This is a genomic window from Streptomyces sp. NPDC017056, assembly GCF_044332485.1.
In the GTDB taxonomy this organism is placed as follows: Bacteria; Actinomycetota; Actinomycetes; order Streptomycetales; family Streptomycetaceae; genus Streptomyces.
Genome location: NZ_JBIRPD010000014.1, coordinates 105,501 through 123,512, shown reverse-complemented (window position 1 = coordinate 123,512; position 18,012 = coordinate 105,501). Strand labels below are relative to the sequence as shown.

16 protein-coding genes and 1 pseudogene are annotated in these 18,012 nt (G+C 73.5%); 3 read left to right on the top strand and 14 right to left on the bottom strand.

What is annotated here, in order from left to right; all coding sequences use genetic code 11:
* Positions 1-10: 10 nt before the first annotated feature.
* The 7 genes from ACH4OW_RS25465 to ACH4OW_RS25435 all read right to left on the bottom strand — a co-directional run bounded on the left by ACH4OW_RS25465 (position 11) and on the right by ACH4OW_RS25435 (position 8,892).
* Positions 11-1,060 carry a hemolysin family protein gene (locus tag ACH4OW_RS25465; protein WP_360128983.1) on the bottom strand — a complete coding sequence of 350 codons (1,050 nt, stop codon included), beginning with the start codon at positions 1,058-1,060 and terminating at the stop codon, positions 11-13.
* A complete protein-coding gene (locus ACH4OW_RS25460) occupies positions 1,057-2,397 on the bottom strand; it encodes a hemolysin family protein (RefSeq protein ID WP_360128986.1) in 1,341 nt (446 codons plus the stop codon). The genes ACH4OW_RS25465 and ACH4OW_RS25460 overlap by 4 nt, the downstream gene beginning before the upstream one ends.
* Before the next feature lie 242 nt (positions 2,398-2,639).
* On the bottom strand, positions 2,640-3,068 hold the full coding sequence (locus tag ACH4OW_RS25455) for a GNAT family N-acetyltransferase (RefSeq protein WP_360128989.1): 429 nt from the start codon (positions 3,066-3,068) through the stop codon (positions 2,640-2,642).
* A gap of 65 nt (positions 3,069-3,133) precedes the next feature.
* Complete coding sequence (locus tag ACH4OW_RS25450; protein WP_398030162.1) at positions 3,134-4,024, bottom strand: LLM class F420-dependent oxidoreductase; 891 nt, start codon at positions 4,022-4,024, stop codon at positions 3,134-3,136.
* A 136-nt stretch (positions 4,025-4,160) separates the two neighbouring features.
* Entirely contained in the window at positions 4,161-6,737 is a 2,577-nt protein-coding gene (locus tag ACH4OW_RS25445; protein WP_398030161.1) for an ABC transporter permease, read from the bottom strand.
* Positions 6,738-6,743: 6 nt separating this feature from the next.
* Complete coding sequence (locus ACH4OW_RS25440; protein WP_360128998.1) at positions 6,744-7,544, bottom strand: ABC transporter ATP-binding protein; 801 nt, start codon at positions 7,542-7,544, stop codon at positions 6,744-6,746.
* Between the two features lie 157 nt (positions 7,545-7,701).
* Positions 7,702-8,892, bottom strand: coding sequence for an alpha/beta hydrolase (locus ACH4OW_RS25435; protein ID WP_360129001.1), 1,191 nt, complete (start codon positions 8,890-8,892; stop codon positions 7,702-7,704).
* 398 nt (positions 8,893-9,290) lie between these two features.
* On the opposite strand from ACH4OW_RS25435, the gene ACH4OW_RS25430 reads away from it, so the two are divergent.
* On the top strand, positions 9,291-9,770 hold the full coding sequence (locus ACH4OW_RS25430) for a hypothetical protein (RefSeq protein WP_398030160.1): 480 nt from the start codon (positions 9,291-9,293) through the stop codon (positions 9,768-9,770).
* Positions 9,771-9,793: 23 nt separating this feature from the next.
* On the opposite strand, the pseudogene ACH4OW_RS25425 reads toward ACH4OW_RS25430, so the two are convergent.
* From ACH4OW_RS25425 to bioB, 4 genes and pseudogenes are all read right to left on the bottom strand, one after another.
* Positions 9,794-10,474, bottom strand: a pseudogene (locus ACH4OW_RS25425) (class I SAM-dependent methyltransferase).
* 102 nt (positions 10,475-10,576) lie between these two features.
* On the bottom strand, positions 10,577-11,263 hold the full coding sequence (gene bioD, locus ACH4OW_RS25420) for a dethiobiotin synthase (protein ID WP_398030159.1): 687 nt from the start codon (positions 11,261-11,263) through the stop codon (positions 10,577-10,579).
* A 169-nt stretch (positions 11,264-11,432) separates the two neighbouring features.
* A complete protein-coding gene (locus tag ACH4OW_RS25415; RefSeq protein ID WP_398030158.1) occupies positions 11,433-12,743 on the bottom strand; it encodes an adenosylmethionine--8-amino-7-oxononanoate transaminase in 1,311 nt (436 codons plus the stop codon).
* Positions 12,736-13,908, bottom strand: a complete 1,173-nt coding sequence (gene bioB / locus ACH4OW_RS25410) for a biotin synthase BioB (protein WP_398030157.1) — start codon at positions 13,906-13,908, stop codon at positions 12,736-12,738. The genes ACH4OW_RS25415 and bioB overlap by 8 nt, the downstream gene beginning before the upstream one ends.
* Positions 13,909-14,054: 146 nt before the next feature.
* On the opposite strand from bioB, the gene ACH4OW_RS25405 reads away from it, so the two are divergent.
* Complete coding sequence (locus ACH4OW_RS25405; RefSeq protein ID WP_398030156.1) at positions 14,055-15,308, top strand: 8-amino-7-oxononanoate synthase; 1,254 nt, start codon at positions 14,055-14,057, stop codon at positions 15,306-15,308.
* Between the two features lie 27 nt (positions 15,309-15,335).
* On the opposite strand, the gene ACH4OW_RS25400 is transcribed toward ACH4OW_RS25405, so the two are convergent.
* Positions 15,336-15,572, bottom strand: coding sequence for a DUF397 domain-containing protein (locus ACH4OW_RS25400; protein ID WP_360129021.1), 237 nt, complete (start codon positions 15,570-15,572; stop codon positions 15,336-15,338).
* 9 nt (positions 15,573-15,581) lie between these two features.
* Positions 15,582-16,472: a helix-turn-helix transcriptional regulator gene (locus ACH4OW_RS25395; protein ID WP_360129024.1), complete on the bottom strand. Its 891-nt coding sequence runs from the start codon at positions 16,470-16,472 to the stop codon at positions 15,582-15,584.
* A gap of 304 nt (positions 16,473-16,776) precedes the next feature.
* Between ACH4OW_RS25395 and ACH4OW_RS25390 the strand changes: the two genes are divergently transcribed.
* Positions 16,777-17,205, top strand: coding sequence for an ATP-binding protein (locus tag ACH4OW_RS25390; protein WP_398030155.1), 429 nt, complete (start codon positions 16,777-16,779; stop codon positions 17,203-17,205).
* 49 nt (positions 17,206-17,254) lie between these two features.
* Here the strand turns inward: ACH4OW_RS25390 and ACH4OW_RS25385 are convergent, their stop codons facing one another.
* Positions 17,255-17,905, bottom strand: coding sequence for a hypothetical protein (locus ACH4OW_RS25385; protein WP_398030154.1), 651 nt, complete (start codon positions 17,903-17,905; stop codon positions 17,255-17,257).
* Between the last annotated feature and the right edge of the window lie 107 nt (positions 17,906-18,012).

Below are 18,012 nucleotides of genomic sequence, written 5' to 3'. Positions count from 1 at the left end.
GGGAGGAATCCTACCCGGGGCCGCCCCCGGCCGGCCCCGCCTTCTTGGGCTGCTGCTGGAGCACCAGCTCCCGCAGCACGTCCTCCATCGTGACCAGGCCGGCCAGGCGGCCGTCCTTGCCGATGACCGCTGCCAGGTGCGTGCGGGAGGCGCGCATCGCCGTCAGGACGTCGTCGAGCGGCGTCTCGGCCCGTACGCGGGCGATCGGACGCAGCGCCCGCACCGGAAAGGGAAGGTCCCGCGGCGCGGCGTCGAGAGCGTCCTTGACGTGCAGGTATCCCAGGATGCGCTGGGTGCTGTCGACGACGGGGAAACGGGAGAAACCGGACTGTGCGGCCAGTTTCTCGATGCCTTCCGGGGTGACGCCGAGCCGTGCCGAGACCACCTTCTCGGCCGGCAGCACCACATCGGTGACCGGGCGGCGGCCCAGTTCCAAGGCGTCCCGCAGGCGCTTCTTAGCCCGGTCGTCCAGCAGCCCGGCGGCCTGCGAGTCCTCGACCATCTTCGCGAGCTGGTCGTCGGAGAACGTCGCGGTCACCTCGTCCTTGGCCTCCACCCGCAGCAGCCGCAGCAGCGCGTTGGCGAACGCGTTGATCGCGAAGATCACCGGGCGCAGCGCCCGGGTCAGCGCGACCAGCGGCGGCCCCAGCGCCAGGGCCGTGCGCACCGGCTCGGCCAGCGCCACGTTCTTCGGGACCATCTCGCCGAAGAACATGTGCAGATACGTCGCCAGGGCCAGGGCGATCACGAAGGAGATCGGGTGGGTCAGGGCGCCCGGCACGCCGACCGCGTCGAAGAGCGGCTCCAGGAGGTGGGCGATGGCGGGCTCGGCGACGGCGCCGAGCACCAGGGTGCACAGGGTGATGCCGAGCTGCGCGGCCGCCATCACGGCGGAGACGTGCTGGAGCCCCCACAGGACGCTGTGCGCCCGGCGGTCGCCGTCCTCGGCGTGGGTGTCGATCTGGCTGCGGCGCACCGAGATCATCGCGAATTCGGCGCCCACGAAGAACGCGTTGACGACCAGCGTGAGCAGGCCGACGAAGAGCTGGAGCGCGGTCATCGGGCGTCCTCCCCGGTCGGGCCGGCGCCGTCGGGCAGCGGCGAGTGCAGCAGTACGCGTGCCGCGCGGTGCCCGGACGCGTCCACGACGTCCATCCGCCACCCCGCGACCTCGACGCTGTCCCCGGTGGCCGGGATCCGGCCCAGCTCGGTGGCGATCAGTCCGGCCAGGGTCTCGTACGGGCCGTCCGGCAGTTTGAGGCCGACCTGTTCCAGCTGGTCGGCACGTACGGCGCCGTCCGCGTCGTAGCGGATCCGGCCGTCCGCGTCCTCGCCGGCGGGCGCCAGGTCCGGGGTCTCCATCGGGTCGTGCTCGTCGCGTACCTCGCCGACGACCTCCTCGACGATGTCCTCCAGGGTGACGACGCCGGCCGTGCCGCCGTACTCGTCGATGACGACGGCCATCGTGCGCTTGCCGGACAGCCGGTCCAGGAGCTTGTCCACGGTCAGGGTCTCCGGCACCAGCAGCGGCTCGCGCAGCAGCTCGGACACCGGGTACCGGGAGCGGCGGTCGGCGGGGACGGCCAGGACGTCCTTGATGTGCACGACGCCCACCACGGAGTCCAGGCTGCCGCGGTAGACCGGGAAGCGGGACAGGCCGGTGGCGCGCGTCGCGGTGGCCACGTCCTCGGCCGTGGACTGCACGTCCAGGGCGGTGACCTGGACGCGGGGCGTCATCACGTTCTCCGCCGTCAGGTCGGCGAGGTTGAGGGTCCGGACGAACAGTTCGGCGGTGTCGTGCTCCAGGGCGCCTTCCTTGGCGGAGTGCCGGGCGAGCGCGACCAGTTCCTGCGGCCCGCGAGCGGAGGCCAGTTCCTCGGCGGGCTCCATGCCCATCCGGCGGATCATCCGGTTCGCGGTGTTGTTGAGGTGTCCGATGAGCGGCTTGAAGGCGGCGCTGAAGCCGCGCTGCGCGGTGGCGACGCGGCGGGCGATGGGCAGCGGGCTGGAGATCGCCCAGTTTTTGGGGACCAGTTCGCCGACGACCATCAGGACCACCGTGGAGATCGCCGTACCGAGGACCAGGGCCACGGAGTCGACGGCGGCCGGCGGCAGCCCTGCGGCGCCGAGCGGGCCGGCCAGCAGCGTGGCGATCGACGGCTTGGCGAGCATGCCGATGACCAGGTTGGTCACGGTGATGCCGAGCTGCGCGCCGGAGAGCTGGAAGGTCAGGCTGCGGACGGCTTTGAGCGCGCTGTCCGCGCCGCGCTCGCCGCGCTCCACGGCGCGTTCCAGGTCGCTGCGCTCGACGGTCGTCAGGGAGAACTCGGCCGCGACGAAAACGCCGCAGGCCAGGGTCAGGAGCAGGGCCACGGCCAGGAGGAGCAGCTCGGTCATCGGGTCACCTCCGTCCCATGATCGAACAGGACCGGGAGGTTCGCGCTCCGGGGGGAGACGCGGGGACGACTGGGAGGCTCGCCCATGGCTGGACGCTCACTCCTTTCGCTGGACGACGGTGGGAACGCCAATAGTAAAGGATGCGCAAAGCGGGTGGCGTGTGAGTGGTGCATAAGGGCATGGCGGTACCGGTGGGCGGAGGTGGGGCGGGGTGCGGCGGCAGGGGTGGGAGCGGGCCGTGATCAAGCCCGTACCAGTGGTTTCACCCACCGCCGCCAGTGGTCCTCCCGCTGGTACCCGGCGGCGGCCCAAGCATGCTGGGCCCGCTCGTTCGCCTCCAGCACCATGGCGTCGCCGCGCCGGCCGCCCACCGCCGCGAAGCGCCGCTCGGCCGCTTCGAGCAGCGCCGTCGCGATCCCCCGCCGGCGGTGCGCGGGCAGGACCGCCAGCCGGTAGAGGGAGCAGCGCCAGCCGTCGAAACCGGCGATCACCGAGCCCACCAGGGCCCCGCCGGACTCCGCGAGGATTAGTGCCTCCGGGTCCCGCTCGACGAGACGGGTCACGCCGTCCACGTCGTCGGTGATGGAGGTGCCCTCCGCGGCTTCCCGCCAGAAGGCGAGCACGCTCTCGGCGTCGCCCGGTACGGCCGTCCGTATACGTATGTCGTTCATGCCCGTGAGCCAAACACAGCTCCGGCGGCCTGTCAGTGCATTCCGGATACCGGACGCGGGCGGGTTCAGCTCCCCTTGAGCTCCTCGACGACCGGCGCGAACGCCTCCATGAAGGGGTCCAGCACGGTGATGTAGGAGAAGCCGTAGCGCTCGCGGTGCGCGCGGAGCTGTTCGGCCATCTGCGGAACGGTGCCGATGAGGAACGTCGGTACGTGCAGCGCCTGCTCCTCGTCGAGGCCGATGCCGTGCCCGGCGATCTCGCGTGCCGCGGCGCGCCGGTCGTCGGTGACCAGGACCCGCTGGACCAGGATGTTCAGCTCGGCGGGCCGCTCGCGCTCCGCTGCGGCCTTCCGGTAGGCGGTGAGCGTGTCGTCGAGTGCCTGCGCCGTCAGGAGTTCGAGCGTGCCCTCCGGCTTGCCGCGGGCCGCCCGGCCGCCGGTGAAGGCCGCGATGTCCGCGTGCCGGGCGGCGAGCCGCAGCATGCGCGGCCCGTTGCCGCCGATCAGCAGCGGCGGCCGGGGCTGCTGGGCCGCCTTCGGGAAGTGTTCCGGGTCGCCCAGCAGGCGGTCCAACTCCTCGACCGTACGCGTGAGATGGTCCACGCGCTCGCCGGGCGTCCCCCACGGCAGGCCCGCCTTGTCGTGCTCGTCGCGTACGTACCCGGTGCCCAGGCCCAGTTCGAGCCGGCCGTCGGTGAGGAGGTCGGTGGTGGCCACCTCGCGGGCGAGCAGCGCCGGGTTCCAGAAGCCCGCGTTGAGGACGAAGGTGCCCACGCGCGGGCGCTCGGTCGCCTCGGCGGCGGCGACCAGCGCGGGGAACGGGGCGGGCCAGCCGAGGTGGTCCGGCACGAGCACCACGTCGTAACCGAGGTCCTCGGCCTGGCGGCACTTCTGCCGCCAGGCGGGCCCCGACTCGATGGTGAGCATGTTGACGCCGAAGCGGAACGGACGCGGCATGGGGCCCCCTTGGAATGCGCACGGCAGCAGGCCGGCGCGTGCGCTGGTCGTGTGGTGCGGACAGCTGGTGAGTGTAGTGGAGGTTCGCCTTGCGTCGAACCATGGCGCGGGTGACCCGGCGTACGCGCGCGCCGGGTCACTCGTGGGCGATGGCGGCCAGTACGTTGAGCCGGGAAGCGCGCAGCGCGGGCAGCAGCGCCGCCAGCAGCCCGACCACCACGGACCCGGCCACCACCGCCACCACCGTGGGCCACGGCACCGCGAACACCGTCAGCCCCTCCAGTGCCAGTACCCGCTGCGTGGCGACGCCCCAGACCAGCCCGAGCCCGAGGCCGAGGACCGCGCCGAACAGGGCGATCACCACGGACTCCAGCCGGATCATCCGGCGCAGTTGCCTCCTGGACAGGCCGACCGCACGCAGCAGCCCGATCTCGCGGGTGCGTTCGACGACGGCCAGGGCCAGCGTGTTGACCACGCCCAGCACCGCGATGACGATGGCCAGCCCGAGCAGCCCGTACAGCAGGTTGAGCAGCCCCTGTATCTGGCCGCTGACCAGTTCCTTGTAGTCGGCCCGGTCGCTCACCTGTACCTGCGGGAACGGCGTGAGCGTCCGCTCCAGGGCCGCCCGCAGCTCGTCCGGAGCGGTCCCCTCGGCGGCGTTCACGTACAGCACCGAGTCCTCGCCGCGCGGGACGTACTTCTCCAGGGTCGCCATCCCCATGAAAAGCCCGCCCTCGGTCCCCGGCCCCGAACCGGAGTCCTCGGTCAGCGCGCCGACCGTGAACCGCGCGGGCCGACCCGACGCCAGCACCGCGTCCAACCGGCTGCCCACCCGCAGGCCGTGCTCCAGCGCGAACTTCCGCTGCACGGCGACCCGTCCGGGCGCCAGCGCCGCCGCGGTGTTCCCCGCCGCGTACTCCACCTTCGCCACCGCGTCGAAGTCCCGGTCGAACGCACCGGCCACGGTGGTGACCGACCGGCCGTCCGGCAGTTTCAGCCGCAGTGGCACGACGCGCTGGCGCACGACCGTGCCGGCCCCCGGCGTCGCGCGCACCCGGTCCGTGACCTCCCGTGAGAACGGCACGAACGACGGGTTCTGTACGACGAAGTCCGCGCCCAGCGTCCGGTCGATCTGCCGCGTGATCGACGCGGCGGCCGAAGCGCCGGCCACCGACAGCCCGGCCACCAGCGCCAGCCCCACCATCAGGGCCGCCGCCGTGGCGCCCGTACGGCGCGGATTGCGCAGCGCGTTGCGGCGGCCCATCCGGCCCACCGCGCCGAACGCCGGCTCCAGCGCCCGGCCGAGCAGCCGGATCACCGGGCGCACCAGCAGCGGGCCCGCGATCACACCGGCCACCAGCGTCAGCAGGACGCCCAGCGCCAGCAGGGCCCCGGCGCTCGCCGTCCGGTCGCTCAGCGCGCAGCCAGCCAGCGCGCCGGCGCCCGCGAGGCCCACCAGGACCGCCGCGACCGTGCGACGGCGCAACGAGTGCCCCCTGCCGGGCAGTTCCACGTCGGCGAGCGCGGCCATCGGGGAGACCCGGCCCGCGCGCAGCGCCGGGAGCAGGGCGGCGACGAAGGTCACGCCCACGCCGACGACATACGCGGCGACCGGCGTCGGCCAGCTCAGCACCAGATCGGCGGTGTCCAGCCGCAGCCCGAACCAGCCCATCGCGACGACCAGCAGCACCGCGAGCCCCACGCCCGCCGCGAGCCCCACCGTGGAACCGAAGACCCCCAGCAGCAGCGCTTCCAGCAGCACCGAACGGCGCACCTGGCGGCGGTCGGCGCCGAGCGCCCGCAGCAGCCCCAGCTCCCGGGTGCGCTGCGCGATCAGCATCGAGAACGTGTTGACGATCAGGAAGATCCCCACGAGGACGGCGACGCCGGCGAAGCCCACCATCATGTACTTGAGGATGCTCAGGTAGTCGCCCAGCTTCTCGGCCTGGCTCTTCGTCTGCTCGGCCCGCGTCCGGACGTCGTACGCGGCGGCGCCGGTGCCGAGCGCGGCGGTGATCCGGCTCTTGAGCACGCTGTCCGGCACGCCGGGCGCGGCGTCCACGGATATGCCGGTCGCCCGGTCGGTGCCGCCCAGCAGAGCGCGCTGCGCGGCCCTGGTCTCCAGGAAGACCAGCGAGCTGCCCGGATTGGTGGTGGTGAAGGCGGCGATGCCGACGACGCGTACGGACGTGGTGCCCGGCGGGGCGATGACGCGCAGCGTGTCACCGATGCGGATGCCCGCCCGGTCCGCGGTGTCCCGGTCGATCATCGCCTCGCCCGCGCCGCGCGGCGCCCGGCCGCCGGTCACCCGTACCGGACTGCGGTCGGTGGGATACCAGTTGACGGCGACGGACGGGGCGTTCCGCGTGGCGCCCACCGGCCGGTTGCGCGCGTCGGTGACGGTGACCGTCTCCACCCGGACGTCGAGGTGCGCGCCCGCCACCCCCGCGACACCGGCCACCCGGCCCCGCAGCGCGGCCGGTACGGTCGGCGTCTCGGCCGAACCGATGCCGCCCGGCGCGTCGAAGTCCTGCCGCGGCGCCACCTCCACGTCCGAGGCGGTGGAGGCGAAGAGCCGGTCGAAGGTGGCGCCGGTCGTGTCGGAGAAGATCAGGCTGCCCACCACGAACGCCACCGACAGCGCCACCGCGAGGGCGGACAGCAGCAGCCGCCCCTTGTGCGCGAAGAACCCGCGGAACGTGGCTCTGAGCACGGCGGGTCAGCCGTTCCGGCGGGGGCCGGGGTGCGGGACCGCCGCGAAGATCTGCATCCGTTCCAGCACGGCTTCGGCGGTCGGCCGCGCCATCTCGTCGACGATCCGCCCGTCCGCCAGGTAGAGCGCCAGGTCGGCGTGGGCGGCGGCGTTCGGGTCGTGGGTCACCATCACGACCGTCTGCCCGAGCGCGTCCACCGCTTCCCGCAGGAAGTGGAGCACCTCCAGGCCGGAGCGCGAGTCCAGGTTGCCGGTCGGCTCGTCCGCGAAGATCAGGTCGGGACGGGCGGCCAGGGCCCGTGCGCAAGCGACCCGTTGCTGCTGCCCGCCCGAGAGCTGGGCGGGCCGGTGCCGCAAGCGGTCGCCGAGCCCCAGCGTGCCGATCACCTCGCGCAGCCACTCCCGGTCCGGCGCGCGGCCCGCGATGTCCATGGGCAGCGTGATGTTCTCCTCGGCCGTCAGGGTGGGCAGCAGGTTGAACGACTGGAACATGAAGCCGACATGGTCCCTGCGCAGCCGGGTCAGCTGCCGGTCGTTCAGGCCCGTGATCTCCCGCCCGCCCAGCCACACCCGGCCGGCGGAGACCGTGTCCAGGCCCGCGAGGCAGTGCATCAGCGTGGACTTCCCCGAACCCGAGGGGCCCATGACCGCCGTGAACCGTCCGCGCCCGATGGTGACGTCGACCCCGTCCAGCGCGACGACCCGGGTCTCGCCCATTCCGTACGTCTTGACCAACGACACCGCTCGCGCGGCCGCCTCGCCGTCTTCGGTGACACCCTCCGCCGTACCCGCCACCGGTGTGGACACGTCAGCCTCCCCGACGTCGGCCCCGCGCGTCACGGGGCGACAACTCCCGCGTGGCCCCCGACAGTAGGGCAGCGCCCGGCGCCCGGGTATCCCTCTGCGGGTTCCCTAACGGGTCCGCCGCCTCCTCCCGGAGGAGGATCCGCCCCTGATACGCGCCTCAGGAGGGACGGTGGAACTTCACCTCCGGGTTCTCCTTGGCCGGGCCCTGGAGCAGGGGCTGCGGTATGTGGCGCAGATGCAGGTCGAAGAAGGCCCCTACGTAGGTGCGGGTGAGGTCGACCGACCGCTTGCCGGACAGGGCCGGCGGCGTGTCGGGCATGCCGAGCTGGTCGGCGAGGGCCGGGGTGTCGGTGAACGTGTAGTGGTCCGAGCCCGCGACGGTCAGCCAGCGCTTCCAGCCGTCCAGCCGGCTCCAGGTCTCGTCCCAGGTCTTGTCCGTGCCGCCGGGCCGGTGGACCTCGTTGTCGGTGCCCAGCATGAGGAAGGGGCGGGCACCGAGCCCGCCGGCCGGTACGGGGTCGTGGAACGAGCCGTCCATGTTGACGCCGGCCCGTATACGGCTGTCCAGCGCCATGGCGGAGACGGCGCTCGCGCCGCCGAGCGAGTGGCCTCCCACACCGATGCGGTTCTTGTCTATCAGGTGTGCGTACCGCCAGGCGGGCCGGTGTCCGGTGAGCCGGTCCAGGACGAACGAGACGTCCTTGGCCCGGCCCGTGACGGCGTACCGGCCGGTCTCCCTGTCGTGCACCTGCGGGCAGGCGGCGCAGGTCAGCATCCGGCCGCCGGGGAAGGCCGTGCCGACGCTCTCGTAGGCGTGGTCGACGGTGGCGACGACGTAGCCGCGGCTGGCGAGTTCCTCCGCGAGGCTGGTGAGGGTGTAGCGGGCGGCGGTGAAGCCCGGCGAGAGGACGAGCAGCGGGAACGTACCGGTCGCGGGGCGGGCGCCGGTGCGGCTGTGGGTCGCCGTGCCGCTCACCGTCTCGGCCGGGACCACGTCCTCCAGACCACGGTCCTTGAGCAGGAGCCGGATCTCCTCGGTGGTCGCGTACCGCGCGGGCGTGCCGGTGCCGGAGTGCGCCGGGTAGAACAGGTCGACCATCAGCTCCCTGGCCTTGGCCGCCGGCACCCACGGGTCGGGTCTGCTGTGGTCGGTGAGCGGCAGCGTGGCGCGGCCGACCGCGTACTGCCCGGTGGGGGCGGGGAGTTCCAACCGTGCGGCGGACGGCGGCGGGGACGCCGTGGTGGACGTGGGTGCGGCCGAGGCCGTGCCGGCCGCGGCGAGGGGCAGCGGGAGGCTGAGCGCGAGAGCGAAGGCGGCGGTACCGGCCGCGCGGAGCAGTCTGATCATGCTGATGACGTTAGGCTCCGCCGCGGCGCCCGCGCGTCAGCCGCGAGGTTGGTCATGCCGGTTGGCGCGCCCGCAAGGGCCGTGCGGAGACAGGGCGTTGACCTGCGGTCTCTTGTGACAGGTCGGTTGCGCCGACGAGGCGTCCGGCGCTGCGGACAGGATGCGTGTACGACCCCGGGATGACGCCGGGGCGGCTCCCGGGCGGCGGGAGCGAGCGGTCCGACCGCCTGTGACCAGGGCATTCGACCGGCGCCCGCGAGATCGGGCGCAGCCCGCGACACCGCCGGGCCTGCCCGTGTACGACCACGGTCTGATGGGCGCGTGAAAGAACCGGCGTGGTGTGCGCGAACCGGCGGATGGCACAATCACCGTCATGACGATGATCTGCCGAAAGGCCGATGCCGCGTAGACGGCCGGGCGCGCTACGCGCCGCGCGACGGCTCCGAGGACGCCGTCCTCCCTCCTGGGCCTACGACACCGGCCCGCTGGACCGTCTGTCCCCCGGCACCAGCGCCGCGATCCGGTACGCCGAGCACGGTGATCACGGCCACGACGTGTCACCCGGCCGTACCGAGGACTTCCTGCGCCGCTACCGCGCTTTCCTGCGCCGTCCGGGCGCCAAGCTGTGGTTGACCGCCTCGGAGTGCCCCGCGTGCCCCGGTTGCCGGTACGAGGACGTAGCGGTGGTCAGGGACGCGTTGCAGGCGGTGCTGTGCGTTCTTCCGCCGCGCCCCCGCGCCGAGCTACGGAGCCATCTGGCACGCCTGGACGCCGAGTTCCGGCGCCGTACACGGCCCGATCCCGACCCGCGCCACTGGGCGGACTGGAGCGGCGAGCCGTACCCGTGGTGGCACCGGCGGTTGTACGAGGGCGGGTAGCCGGGGGAGGGTCGGCGGTGCGGCTATCTCTCTCGCTGGTCCTCCGCCCGACGCGCGACGCCCACTACCGTCCACGGCGGTGCGGGCTTGGCGCCGTGCCCCAGGATGTGGCCCCGCCGGAACGCGCCGATCTCGAACCCCGCGGCCCGCAGCGCGCCGAGCGGATCGCGCGACAGGTGGCAGTTGCCCATCAGCAGTGGTCACACCGAGCGGTCCAAGGCCCGCTGGAGTGTGGCCGGTCCGTTCCGCCGGGAGCGTTCGTGTTCGAAGAAGCGCAGTTCGCCGCCCGGCCGCAGCACCCGCCGCAGTTCCGACAACGCGCGCTGTACGTCTCGCACCGAGCACAGCACCAGTGACAGCACCGCCGCGTCGAACGCCTCGCTCTTCACCGGCAGCGCCTCTGCCGTGGCCGGCACGACGTCCACCGGAATGCCGGCGCGGGCCGCCTCGGTCAGGGCCCGCCGCCGCAACGTGCGTTCCGGCTCGATCGCCACCACTTCCGAGACGGTGCCGGGGTAGTAAGGGAAGTTCGCCCCCGTGCCGGCGCCGATCTCGATCACCCGGCCCGAGAGCCCGGCGAGCAGGTCGCGCCGTAGGTCCGCGAGGCCCGCGTGGCGATCGGCGAACGGCGCATAGCGCGCGTACCAGTGGGCGAAGACCGGATGGTGCACGGCTCCCCGCTCGACCTTGCTGCGCTGCGGCATGGCTGGATCCTCTCGCCGGACGACGTTCTCCGGTTCGAGTGTCCCGCCGTGCCGTACCGCGGTACCACTGTGCGGGCACCGCCGGGATGCGGACACCGGCTGTTACGCCGTGCCTCCGAGCGCCGGTGCCAGCCAACCCGGCGCCTGCGCGCGGAACTCCGCGGGCGGCAGGCTCCCCGCCCCCTCGGGGACGCGGCCCAGAAGCGGCGCGCCGGCCGCCTCGGGGAGGTCGGTGAGGTTGCACCGGGCGGCCAGGCCGGGAGCGGCAGGCCAGCTGCCCACCACGACGCCCGGGCAGTCGACGCCGTACGAGCGCAGGGCGAGCGCGGTGAGCGCCACCGCGTTGAGCGTGCCGAGACCGGCCTGGGCGACCACCAGCACGGGTGCGCCGGCCAGGCGTGCCGCGTCGGCCAGGGTCGCGCCGCGCTCGTCGAACCGTACGAGCAGCCCGCCGGCGCCCTCGACCAGCACGAGGTCGTGCGAGGCTGCCAGCTTGGCCGCCGTCTCGGCGATCTCCTCGGGGCGCACCGGCGGCAGGCCGTCGCGGCGCGCGGCGGTGGCGGGCGCCAGCGGCTCGGGATAGCGGGCGAGTTCGGCGGTGCCGACCTGCGGCCCGGCGAGCCGTACGACCTCGGCCGTGTCGCCCGGTTCACCGGGGGCGACGCCGGTCTGGGCGGGCTTGAGCACCGCGACGGAGCGGCCTCGGGCGAGCGCCGTCGCGGCCAGGGCCGCCGTGGTGACGGTCTTTCCGATCTCTGTGCCCGTTCCGGTCACGAACAGCACCGACACGATGGGTTTCTCCTGACTTCGAGCGTGATGGGGCCGGGTTGTCTTCGAGCGTGATGGGGTTTGGTCGTCCCGGAGCGGGGCGGGGCCTGGTCGTCCCGGAGCGGGACGGGGCCTGGTTGCCGCCGCATTGGAGGTTTCGGGCCCCGGCTCCACCGCCGGGGCCCGGCCCTCACCCCGCGGCCGCCACCGCGCGCACCGCCGCGCAGATCCGGGCCACGTCCTCGTCCCCGGTGACGTACGGGGGCATCGTGTAGACGAGGTCGCGGAACGGGCGCAGCCACACGCCCTCCCGGGCCGCGGCCCGCGTGGCGGCCGCCATGTCCACCTCGTGGTCGAACTGGACGACACCGATGGCGCCCAGGACGCGGACGTCCCGTACGCCCTCGACGGCGCTGGCCCCGGCGAGCCCGTCCCGCAGCCCGGCCTCGATCCGCTTGACCTCGCGCGCCCAGTCCTGCGAGAGGAGCAGGTCGATCGAGGCGTTGGCGACCGCGGTGGCCAGCGGGTTGCCCATGAAGGTCGGCCCGTGCGCGAGCACCGGCACCTCGCCCCTGGAGATCCCGTCCGCCACGGCGGCCGTGCACAACGTCGCGGCCAGCGTGAGGTATCCGCCGGTCAGCGCCTTGCCGAGGCACATCACGTCCGGTGTGACCCCGGCGTGTCCGGCGGCGAAGAGGGAGCCCGTACGGCCGAAGCCGGTGGCGATCTCGTCGAAGACGAGCAGGACGCCGTGCTCGTCACACGCCTCGCGGAGCACCCGCAGGTACCCGGGGGAGTGGAAGGACATCCCGCCCGCCCCCTGGACCACCGGCTCCACGATGACCGCCGCCAGTTCGTCGGCGTGCCGCGCCACCAGGTCGCGCAGCTGCGCCGCGTACGCCGGGTCCGGCGGTGCGTCGAAGCCGGGTGGCGGCGCGTCGGCGAAGAGCTGGCGGGGCAGGGCGCCCTGCCACAGGTCGTGCATGCCGCCGTCCGGGTCGCACACCGACATCGGCTGCCAGGTGTCGCCGTGGTAGCCGCCGCGCCAGGTCATCAGCCGCTGTTTGCGCGGCCGGCCGACCGAGCGCCAGTACTGGAGGCACATCTTCACGGCGACCTCGACGGACACCGATCCGGAGTCGGCGAGGAAGACGTGTTCCAGGCCGTCCGGGGTGATCTCCACCAGCCGGGCGGCGAGGCGTACGGCGGGCTCGTGGGTGAGTCCGCCGAACATCACGTGACTCATCCGGTCCAGCTGGCAGCGGGCGGCGTCGTCGAGCACGGGGTGGCGGTAACCGTGCACCGCCGACCACCAGGAGGACATGCCGTCCACCAATTCGGTCCGGCCCTCGACCGGTTCGGCCAGCCTCAGCCGTACACCGGACGCCGACGCGACGACCAGCGGATCGACGCGGTTGGGCATCGGGCCGTACGGGTGCCAGACGTGCTGCCGGTCCAGCGCCAGCAGTTCGGCGGCGGTGAGCCGGGTGGCCTCAGGCATTCGGCGGCAGCTCCGTACCCGCGCCCCGGCGGCGTACCGCGACCAGGCCCGTACGGGACTCGCCGGCCGGTTCCGCCGCCGCCTCGGCTTCGCCGTCCCCGCACGGCCCGCAGCCGCCGCCCGCGCCGCCGTGGCCGCCGCAGCCGCCCGCGAGCGCGTCGGCGCGGTGCTCCGGCAGCGTGGTGGTCGCGGTGCCCTCCACCTCGAAGCCCGCATCGGCGATCATCGCCAGGTCGTCCTTGCCGGCCTGGCCCTCGCTGGTCAGGTAGTCGCCGAGGAAGATGGAGTTGGCCAGGTGCAGGGCCAGCGGCTGCATCGAGCGCAGGTGCACCTCGCGCCCGCCGGCCAGCCGTACCTCCACGTCGGGGCAGACGAAACGGACCATCGCCAGGATGCGCAGCGCGCGCTGGGGGGTGAGGTTCCACTCCTTGGCGAGCGGCGTCCCCTCGAAGGGGATGAGGAAGTTGACCGGAACCGAGTCGGGGTCCAGCTCGCGCAGCGCGAAGACCACGTCCACCAGGTCCGCGTCGCTCTCGCCCATGCCCGCGATCAGCCCGGAACAGGCGGACAGGCCCGCCGCCTGCGCCTGTTGGACCGTTTCGACCCGGTCCGCGTAGGTGTGCGTGGTGGTGATGTCCCCGTAGGTGGCCTCGGACGTATTGAGGTTGTGGTTGTAGGCGTCCGCGCCCGCCTCCCGCAGCCTGGCCGCCTGGCCGTCCGAGAGCAGACCGAGGCAGGCACACACCTCGACGCCCTCGTTCTGCTCCTTGATGGCGGCGATGGTCTGCGACACCCGGTCCACGTCCCGGTCCGTCGGCCCGCGGCCGCTGGCCACGATGCAGACCCGCTTGGCGCCGCCGGCCACCCCGGCCGCGGCCGCCTTGGAGGCGTCCTCCGGCTTGAGCCAGGTGTACTTGAGGATCTCGGCCTTGGAGCCGAGCCGCTGCGAGCAGTACGAGCAGTCCTCGGGGCACAGCCCGGACTTGAGGTTGACCAGGTAGTTGAGCTTCACCCGCCGCCCGAACCAACGGCGGCGCACCTTTCCGGCCGCGGCCACCACGTCGAGCAGGTCGTCGTCGGGCGTCGCCAGTACGGCGAGTGCCTCTTCGCGGGTCGGCAGTTCGCGCCGCAGCCCCTTGTCCACCAGCGTTGTCAGCAGATCCATGGCGACGATCCTGGCGTACGTCCGCCACGCGGGACCATGGAGGAACCCAACAAGGGCGCCAATCGGGGGTGTGTGCATTGCCACACCGTAGGAGCGAGTAACGACCGCTAACGTCTATCGACAGCCCACAAACGAGAAGGAAGCCGATGCATCAGGACGACCCAGCCCCGCCGCGGCCCCACGACGTGCCGGCCCTGCCTCGCGACGTGCCGGCGGCGCCGGGCGCCGACCGCGGGCCCGCCGGGCCCGGCGCCGGCGCGGGGGACGCCGCTTTCGGCTGGATCGATGCGGCCGGCGAACAGCGCCGCCGGGCCGGCCTCGTACGCACCCTGCGGCCGCGGCCGGTCGAGTCGCCGCTGCTGGACCTGGCCAGCAACGACTACCTCGGCCTGGCCCGGCACCCCGAGGTGACCCGCGGCGCGGCGCAGGCCGCGCACCGCTGGGGCGCCGGCGCCACCGGGTCGAGGCTGGTCTCCGGCAGCACCGAGCTGCACACCAGGCTGGAGGCCGAACTCGCCGAGTTCTGCGGCTTCGAGGCCGCCCTCGTGCTGTCCTCCGGTTACGCGGCCAACCTCGCCGCCGTCACCGCGCTCAGCGGCCACGGCGGCCTGATCGTCTCGGACGCGGGCAACCACGCCTCGCTCATCGACGGTTGCCGGCTCTCCCGCGCCCGCACCGACGTGGTGCCGCACGCCGACCCGGACGCGGTCGGCAAGGCGCTGGACGGGCACGGTGGCAGGGCGCTCGCGCTCACCGACTCCGTCTTCTCCGTGGACGGCGACGCCGCGCCGCTGCGCGCCCTCGCGGGCGCCTGCCGGACGCACGGCGCGGCCCTGCTCGTCGACGACGCACACGGGCTGGGCGTGCTCGGCGACGGGGGGCGCGGCGCGTTGCACGCGGCCGGGCTGGCCGGGGACGCGGACGTGGTCGCCACCGTCACCCTGTCGAAGTCGCTCGGCAGCCAGGGAGGCGCGGTCCTCGGCCCGGCCCGGGTCGTCGAGCACCTGGTCAACACCGCCCGTACGTTCATCTTCGACACCGGGCTGGCCCCCGCCGCGGTCGGCGGGGCACGCAAGGCGCTCCAGGTGCTGCGCCGCGAACCGGAGCGGGCGGCCCGGGTCCGCGAGGTGGCCGGCGAACTGCACCAGCGGCTGGGCGACGCCGGGCTGGCGGTCGTCCGCCCGGACGCCGCGGTGGTGTCGGTCCGGGCCCCCTCGCCGGAACTGGCCGTCCGGTGGGCCGCCGACTGCCGCACCGCCGGCCTGGCGGTCGGCTGCTTCCGGCCGCCGTCCGTGCCGGACGGCGTCTCCCGGCTCCGCCTCACCGCCCGCGCCGACCTGTCTCCCCGGCAGGTGCGGGAAGCGGTCCGCACGATCGTACGGACCGCGCCGCCGGGCTGAGGGTGGCGGGCGGCCGGGCGCGCCGGTTCAGCCCACCTTGGCGAAGCGGGCGTCGGTCAGCCCGTGGACGAAGGACGTCCAGGCGGTGGCGGTGAACAGCAGGGCCGGGCCCGCGGTGTTCTTGGAGTCGCGTACGGCGAGCAGGCCGCGGCTGATGCGGGCCGTCTCGACGCAGTTGTTCATGCCGGTGCTGTGACTGCTGCGCCGCCACCGCGTGTCATGGACCGCGGGGCCGCAGGGATCGTGCCGGAGCGGGACGGACATGGTGCCTCCTCAGGCGCCGGTGCCGGCCGGTCGGGCAGCGGCGATCCGGGCGATGAATTCCGATGACTTCTCGCATGAGAGGGCGTGCCCCCGCAGCATGTCGAACGCATCGCTGTACGCCCTGAGGTCTTCTTGCTGTTCGAGGTAGAGGCTACTCGTCAAATGGTCGAGAACAACCACATCTAGGTCAGCAATGAGCGGAAAGGAGAAGATAACGAAAGGACCCGTGATGCCAATGTGCACACCGGACGCAAAAGGCAGCACCTGTAGTCGCACGTGGGGCAATCGCCCCACGTCCAGAATGTGCCGCAGCTGCGCGGCCATCACCCCGGGCGGGCCCACCTCCCGCCGCAGCACCGCCTCGTCCAGCACCGCCCACAGCTCCAGCGGCCGCTCCCCGTGCAGCACCTTCTGGCGGGCGATGCGCACGTCCACCAACTTGTCGACCTGCTCCGCCGGCAGGCCCGACAGCGCCGCGCGGGTCACCGCTCGCGCGTAGTCCGGCGTCTGGAGCAGCCCGGGCACCACCGTCGTCTCCAGCGTGCGCGCCCGGCACGCCTCGTACTCCAGACTGATGAAGTCCCGGTACTCCGGCGGCAGCAGGTCGCGGTACGCCTGCCACCAGCCCTGCCGGCCGGCGCCGCCGCCCTGCCCTGAGCCGTCCCCGCACAGCGCCGCGAGCAGCGCGCGCGGTTCCGCTTCCCGGACGCCGTACGCGTCCAGCAGCCGTTCGACGTCGGCGGGCCTGACCCCGCTGCGCCCGGTCTCGATCCGGCTGATCTTGGACTGGTGCCACCCGAGCAGGCGGGCCGCCCCGCCACTGGTGAGTCCGGCCAGCATGCGCTGCCGCCGCAACTCGGCGCCCAGTTTGCGGCGGCGCACCGCGGGCCCGTACCGCATGCCGTGTCCTCCGTCCTGTGCGGCGAAGAACGCGCCGCGGGCGCGCCCTTCGGCCGATGGCCGATTCCGATCCGACAGTGTGCCGAGCAAATCCGGTCTCGCGTCGCAGAGTTCACTGCTTCGGGCGACAGATATATGCACACCTTGGTGGATGGCCCGTCACAGTTGCAGCATGAGTGGCACTCTGGCGCACAGAAGCAGTCCGAGGCCGGAGCCGAGGGGACCGAAAAGGCCGGACCGCGATGGCGGCTCCCTTCGGCGGAGGGCAGGATTCGAGCCTCGGTGGGAAAGGGACGGCATCGCGATGGCAGACCACCAGGAATCCTCACTCACCCTGTCCAGCGCACCGGCGTCGGTCGCCGAGGCCCGCAGGCACGTCATGGGCGTACTGGCCGAATGGGGCCTGCCGGACGGGACGGATACGGCCGACACCGTACGCCTGATCGTTTCCGAGCTCGCCACCAACGCCGTGCAGCACACCTTCGGACAGTCGCCGGCCTTCACCGTCGACGTCCGGCTCGACCGGCACGAGCGGCTGCGGATCGGCGTCACCGACGACCATCCGCGCTGGCCGAAGCGGCTGCCGGCCGCCGTCCAGCAGGACAACGGACGCGGCATGGTCATCGTCCGCTTCCTGACCGCCGAGTCCGGCGGCCGGCTGACGGTCGAGCCCACCGAGGCCGGGGGCAAGACCGTCTGGGTCGTCCTGCCCTGGAGGCTGTTCGTCCCGTAGCGGCCCTGCGGGCCCGCAGGGCGGCGCCCCGGGGGGACCCGGCGGCGCCTCAGGGCCTGGTGAGGAAACGTGACTTCCGACGCCGGCTCGCACCGCACGCGCAGTTCGCGCCCTCGTCCCGCACCTGCCGGTACGTGGGGCTGGACTCCCGGCCGCAGGAGGAACAGCGGCACGGCCAGGGCTCGTAGGCGCCGGGGCAGGGGACCAGCGGCGTGAGCCCGGCCGCGTACATGACCCGCTCGGCAACGGTGGCAGGGCCGGGGGCGACCGGCCCCGGCGGCGGCGGAATCCTCGGCGGCTCGGACGGTACGGCCGGAATGGGGACGACCGCGGCGGGCGCGGGGGCAGGGACGGCCGGGGCGGCGGGTGGCATGGGACCGGCCGGAGGCATCGGACCGGCCGGGACCGGCGGGACCGCAGGGACGACCGGTGCTACGGGAGCGGCCGGTGCTACGGGAGTGGCGGGGTTCGGGATACCGGCCGGTGTTACGGGAGCGGCGGGGCTCGGGATGCCGGCCGGTGCCGCGGGCGCGCCGGGAGCGAGGTCGCCGGGGTGCCACTGGTGCAGGCAGGAGGCGCACCACCACAGCAGTTCTCCGGCACCGTAGACGCCCTCGTCCTCCCACAGCACGTCCGTGCTGCCGCAGGCCGGGCAGGGGGTGGCGGGCGAGCGGCGGCGCAGCAGTCCGCGCAGGTTCACGAGTCGTTCCCGGTGGGCGTGGGCTGGGGCTTGAGCGTGTGCATGGGTCTCCTCACGTGCTAAGGAGACTTCATCGGTTCGCCGTCGCCAAAGCAAGGACGACCAGG

Bases quoted from the DNA above. Each gene is read 5' to 3' on its own strand.
- ACH4OW_RS25465 (WP_360128983.1), bottom strand. From the start codon at position 1,060: ATGACCGCGCTCCAGCTCTTCGTCGGCCTGCTCACGCTGGTCGTCAAC.
- ACH4OW_RS25455 (WP_360128989.1), bottom strand. From the start codon at position 3,068: ATGAACGACATACGTATACGGACGGCCGTACCGGGCGACGCCGAGAGC.
- ACH4OW_RS25450 (WP_398030162.1), bottom strand. From the start codon at position 4,024: ATGCCGCGTCCGTTCCGCTTCGGCGTCAACATGCTCACCATCGAGTCG.
- ACH4OW_RS25435 (WP_360129001.1), bottom strand. From the start codon at position 8,892: ATGATCAGACTGCTCCGCGCGGCCGGTACCGCCGCCTTCGCTCTCGCG.
- bioB (WP_398030157.1), bottom strand. From the start codon at position 13,908: ATGGATCTGCTGACAACGCTGGTGGACAAGGGGCTGCGGCGCGAACTG.
- ACH4OW_RS25405 (WP_398030156.1), top strand. From the start codon at position 14,055: ATGCATCAGGACGACCCAGCCCCGCCGCGGCCCCACGACGTGCCGGCC.
- ACH4OW_RS25395 (WP_360129024.1), bottom strand. From the start codon at position 16,472: ATGCGGTACGGGCCCGCGGTGCGCCGCCGCAAACTGGGCGCCGAGTTG.
- ACH4OW_RS25460 (WP_360128986.1), bottom strand. From the start codon at position 2,397: ATGACCGAGCTGCTCCTCCTGGCCGTGGCCCTGCTCCTGACCCTGGCC.
- ACH4OW_RS25415 (WP_398030158.1), bottom strand. From the start codon at position 12,743: ATGCCTGAGGCCACCCGGCTCACCGCCGCCGAACTGCTGGCGCTGGAC.
- ACH4OW_RS25430 (WP_398030160.1), top strand. From the start codon at position 9,291: ATGCCGCGTAGACGGCCGGGCGCGCTACGCGCCGCGCGACGGCTCCGA.
- ACH4OW_RS25390 (WP_398030155.1), top strand. From the start codon at position 16,777: ATGGCAGACCACCAGGAATCCTCACTCACCCTGTCCAGCGCACCGGCG.
- ACH4OW_RS25400 (WP_360129021.1), bottom strand. From the start codon at position 15,572: ATGTCCGTCCCGCTCCGGCACGATCCCTGCGGCCCCGCGGTCCATGAC.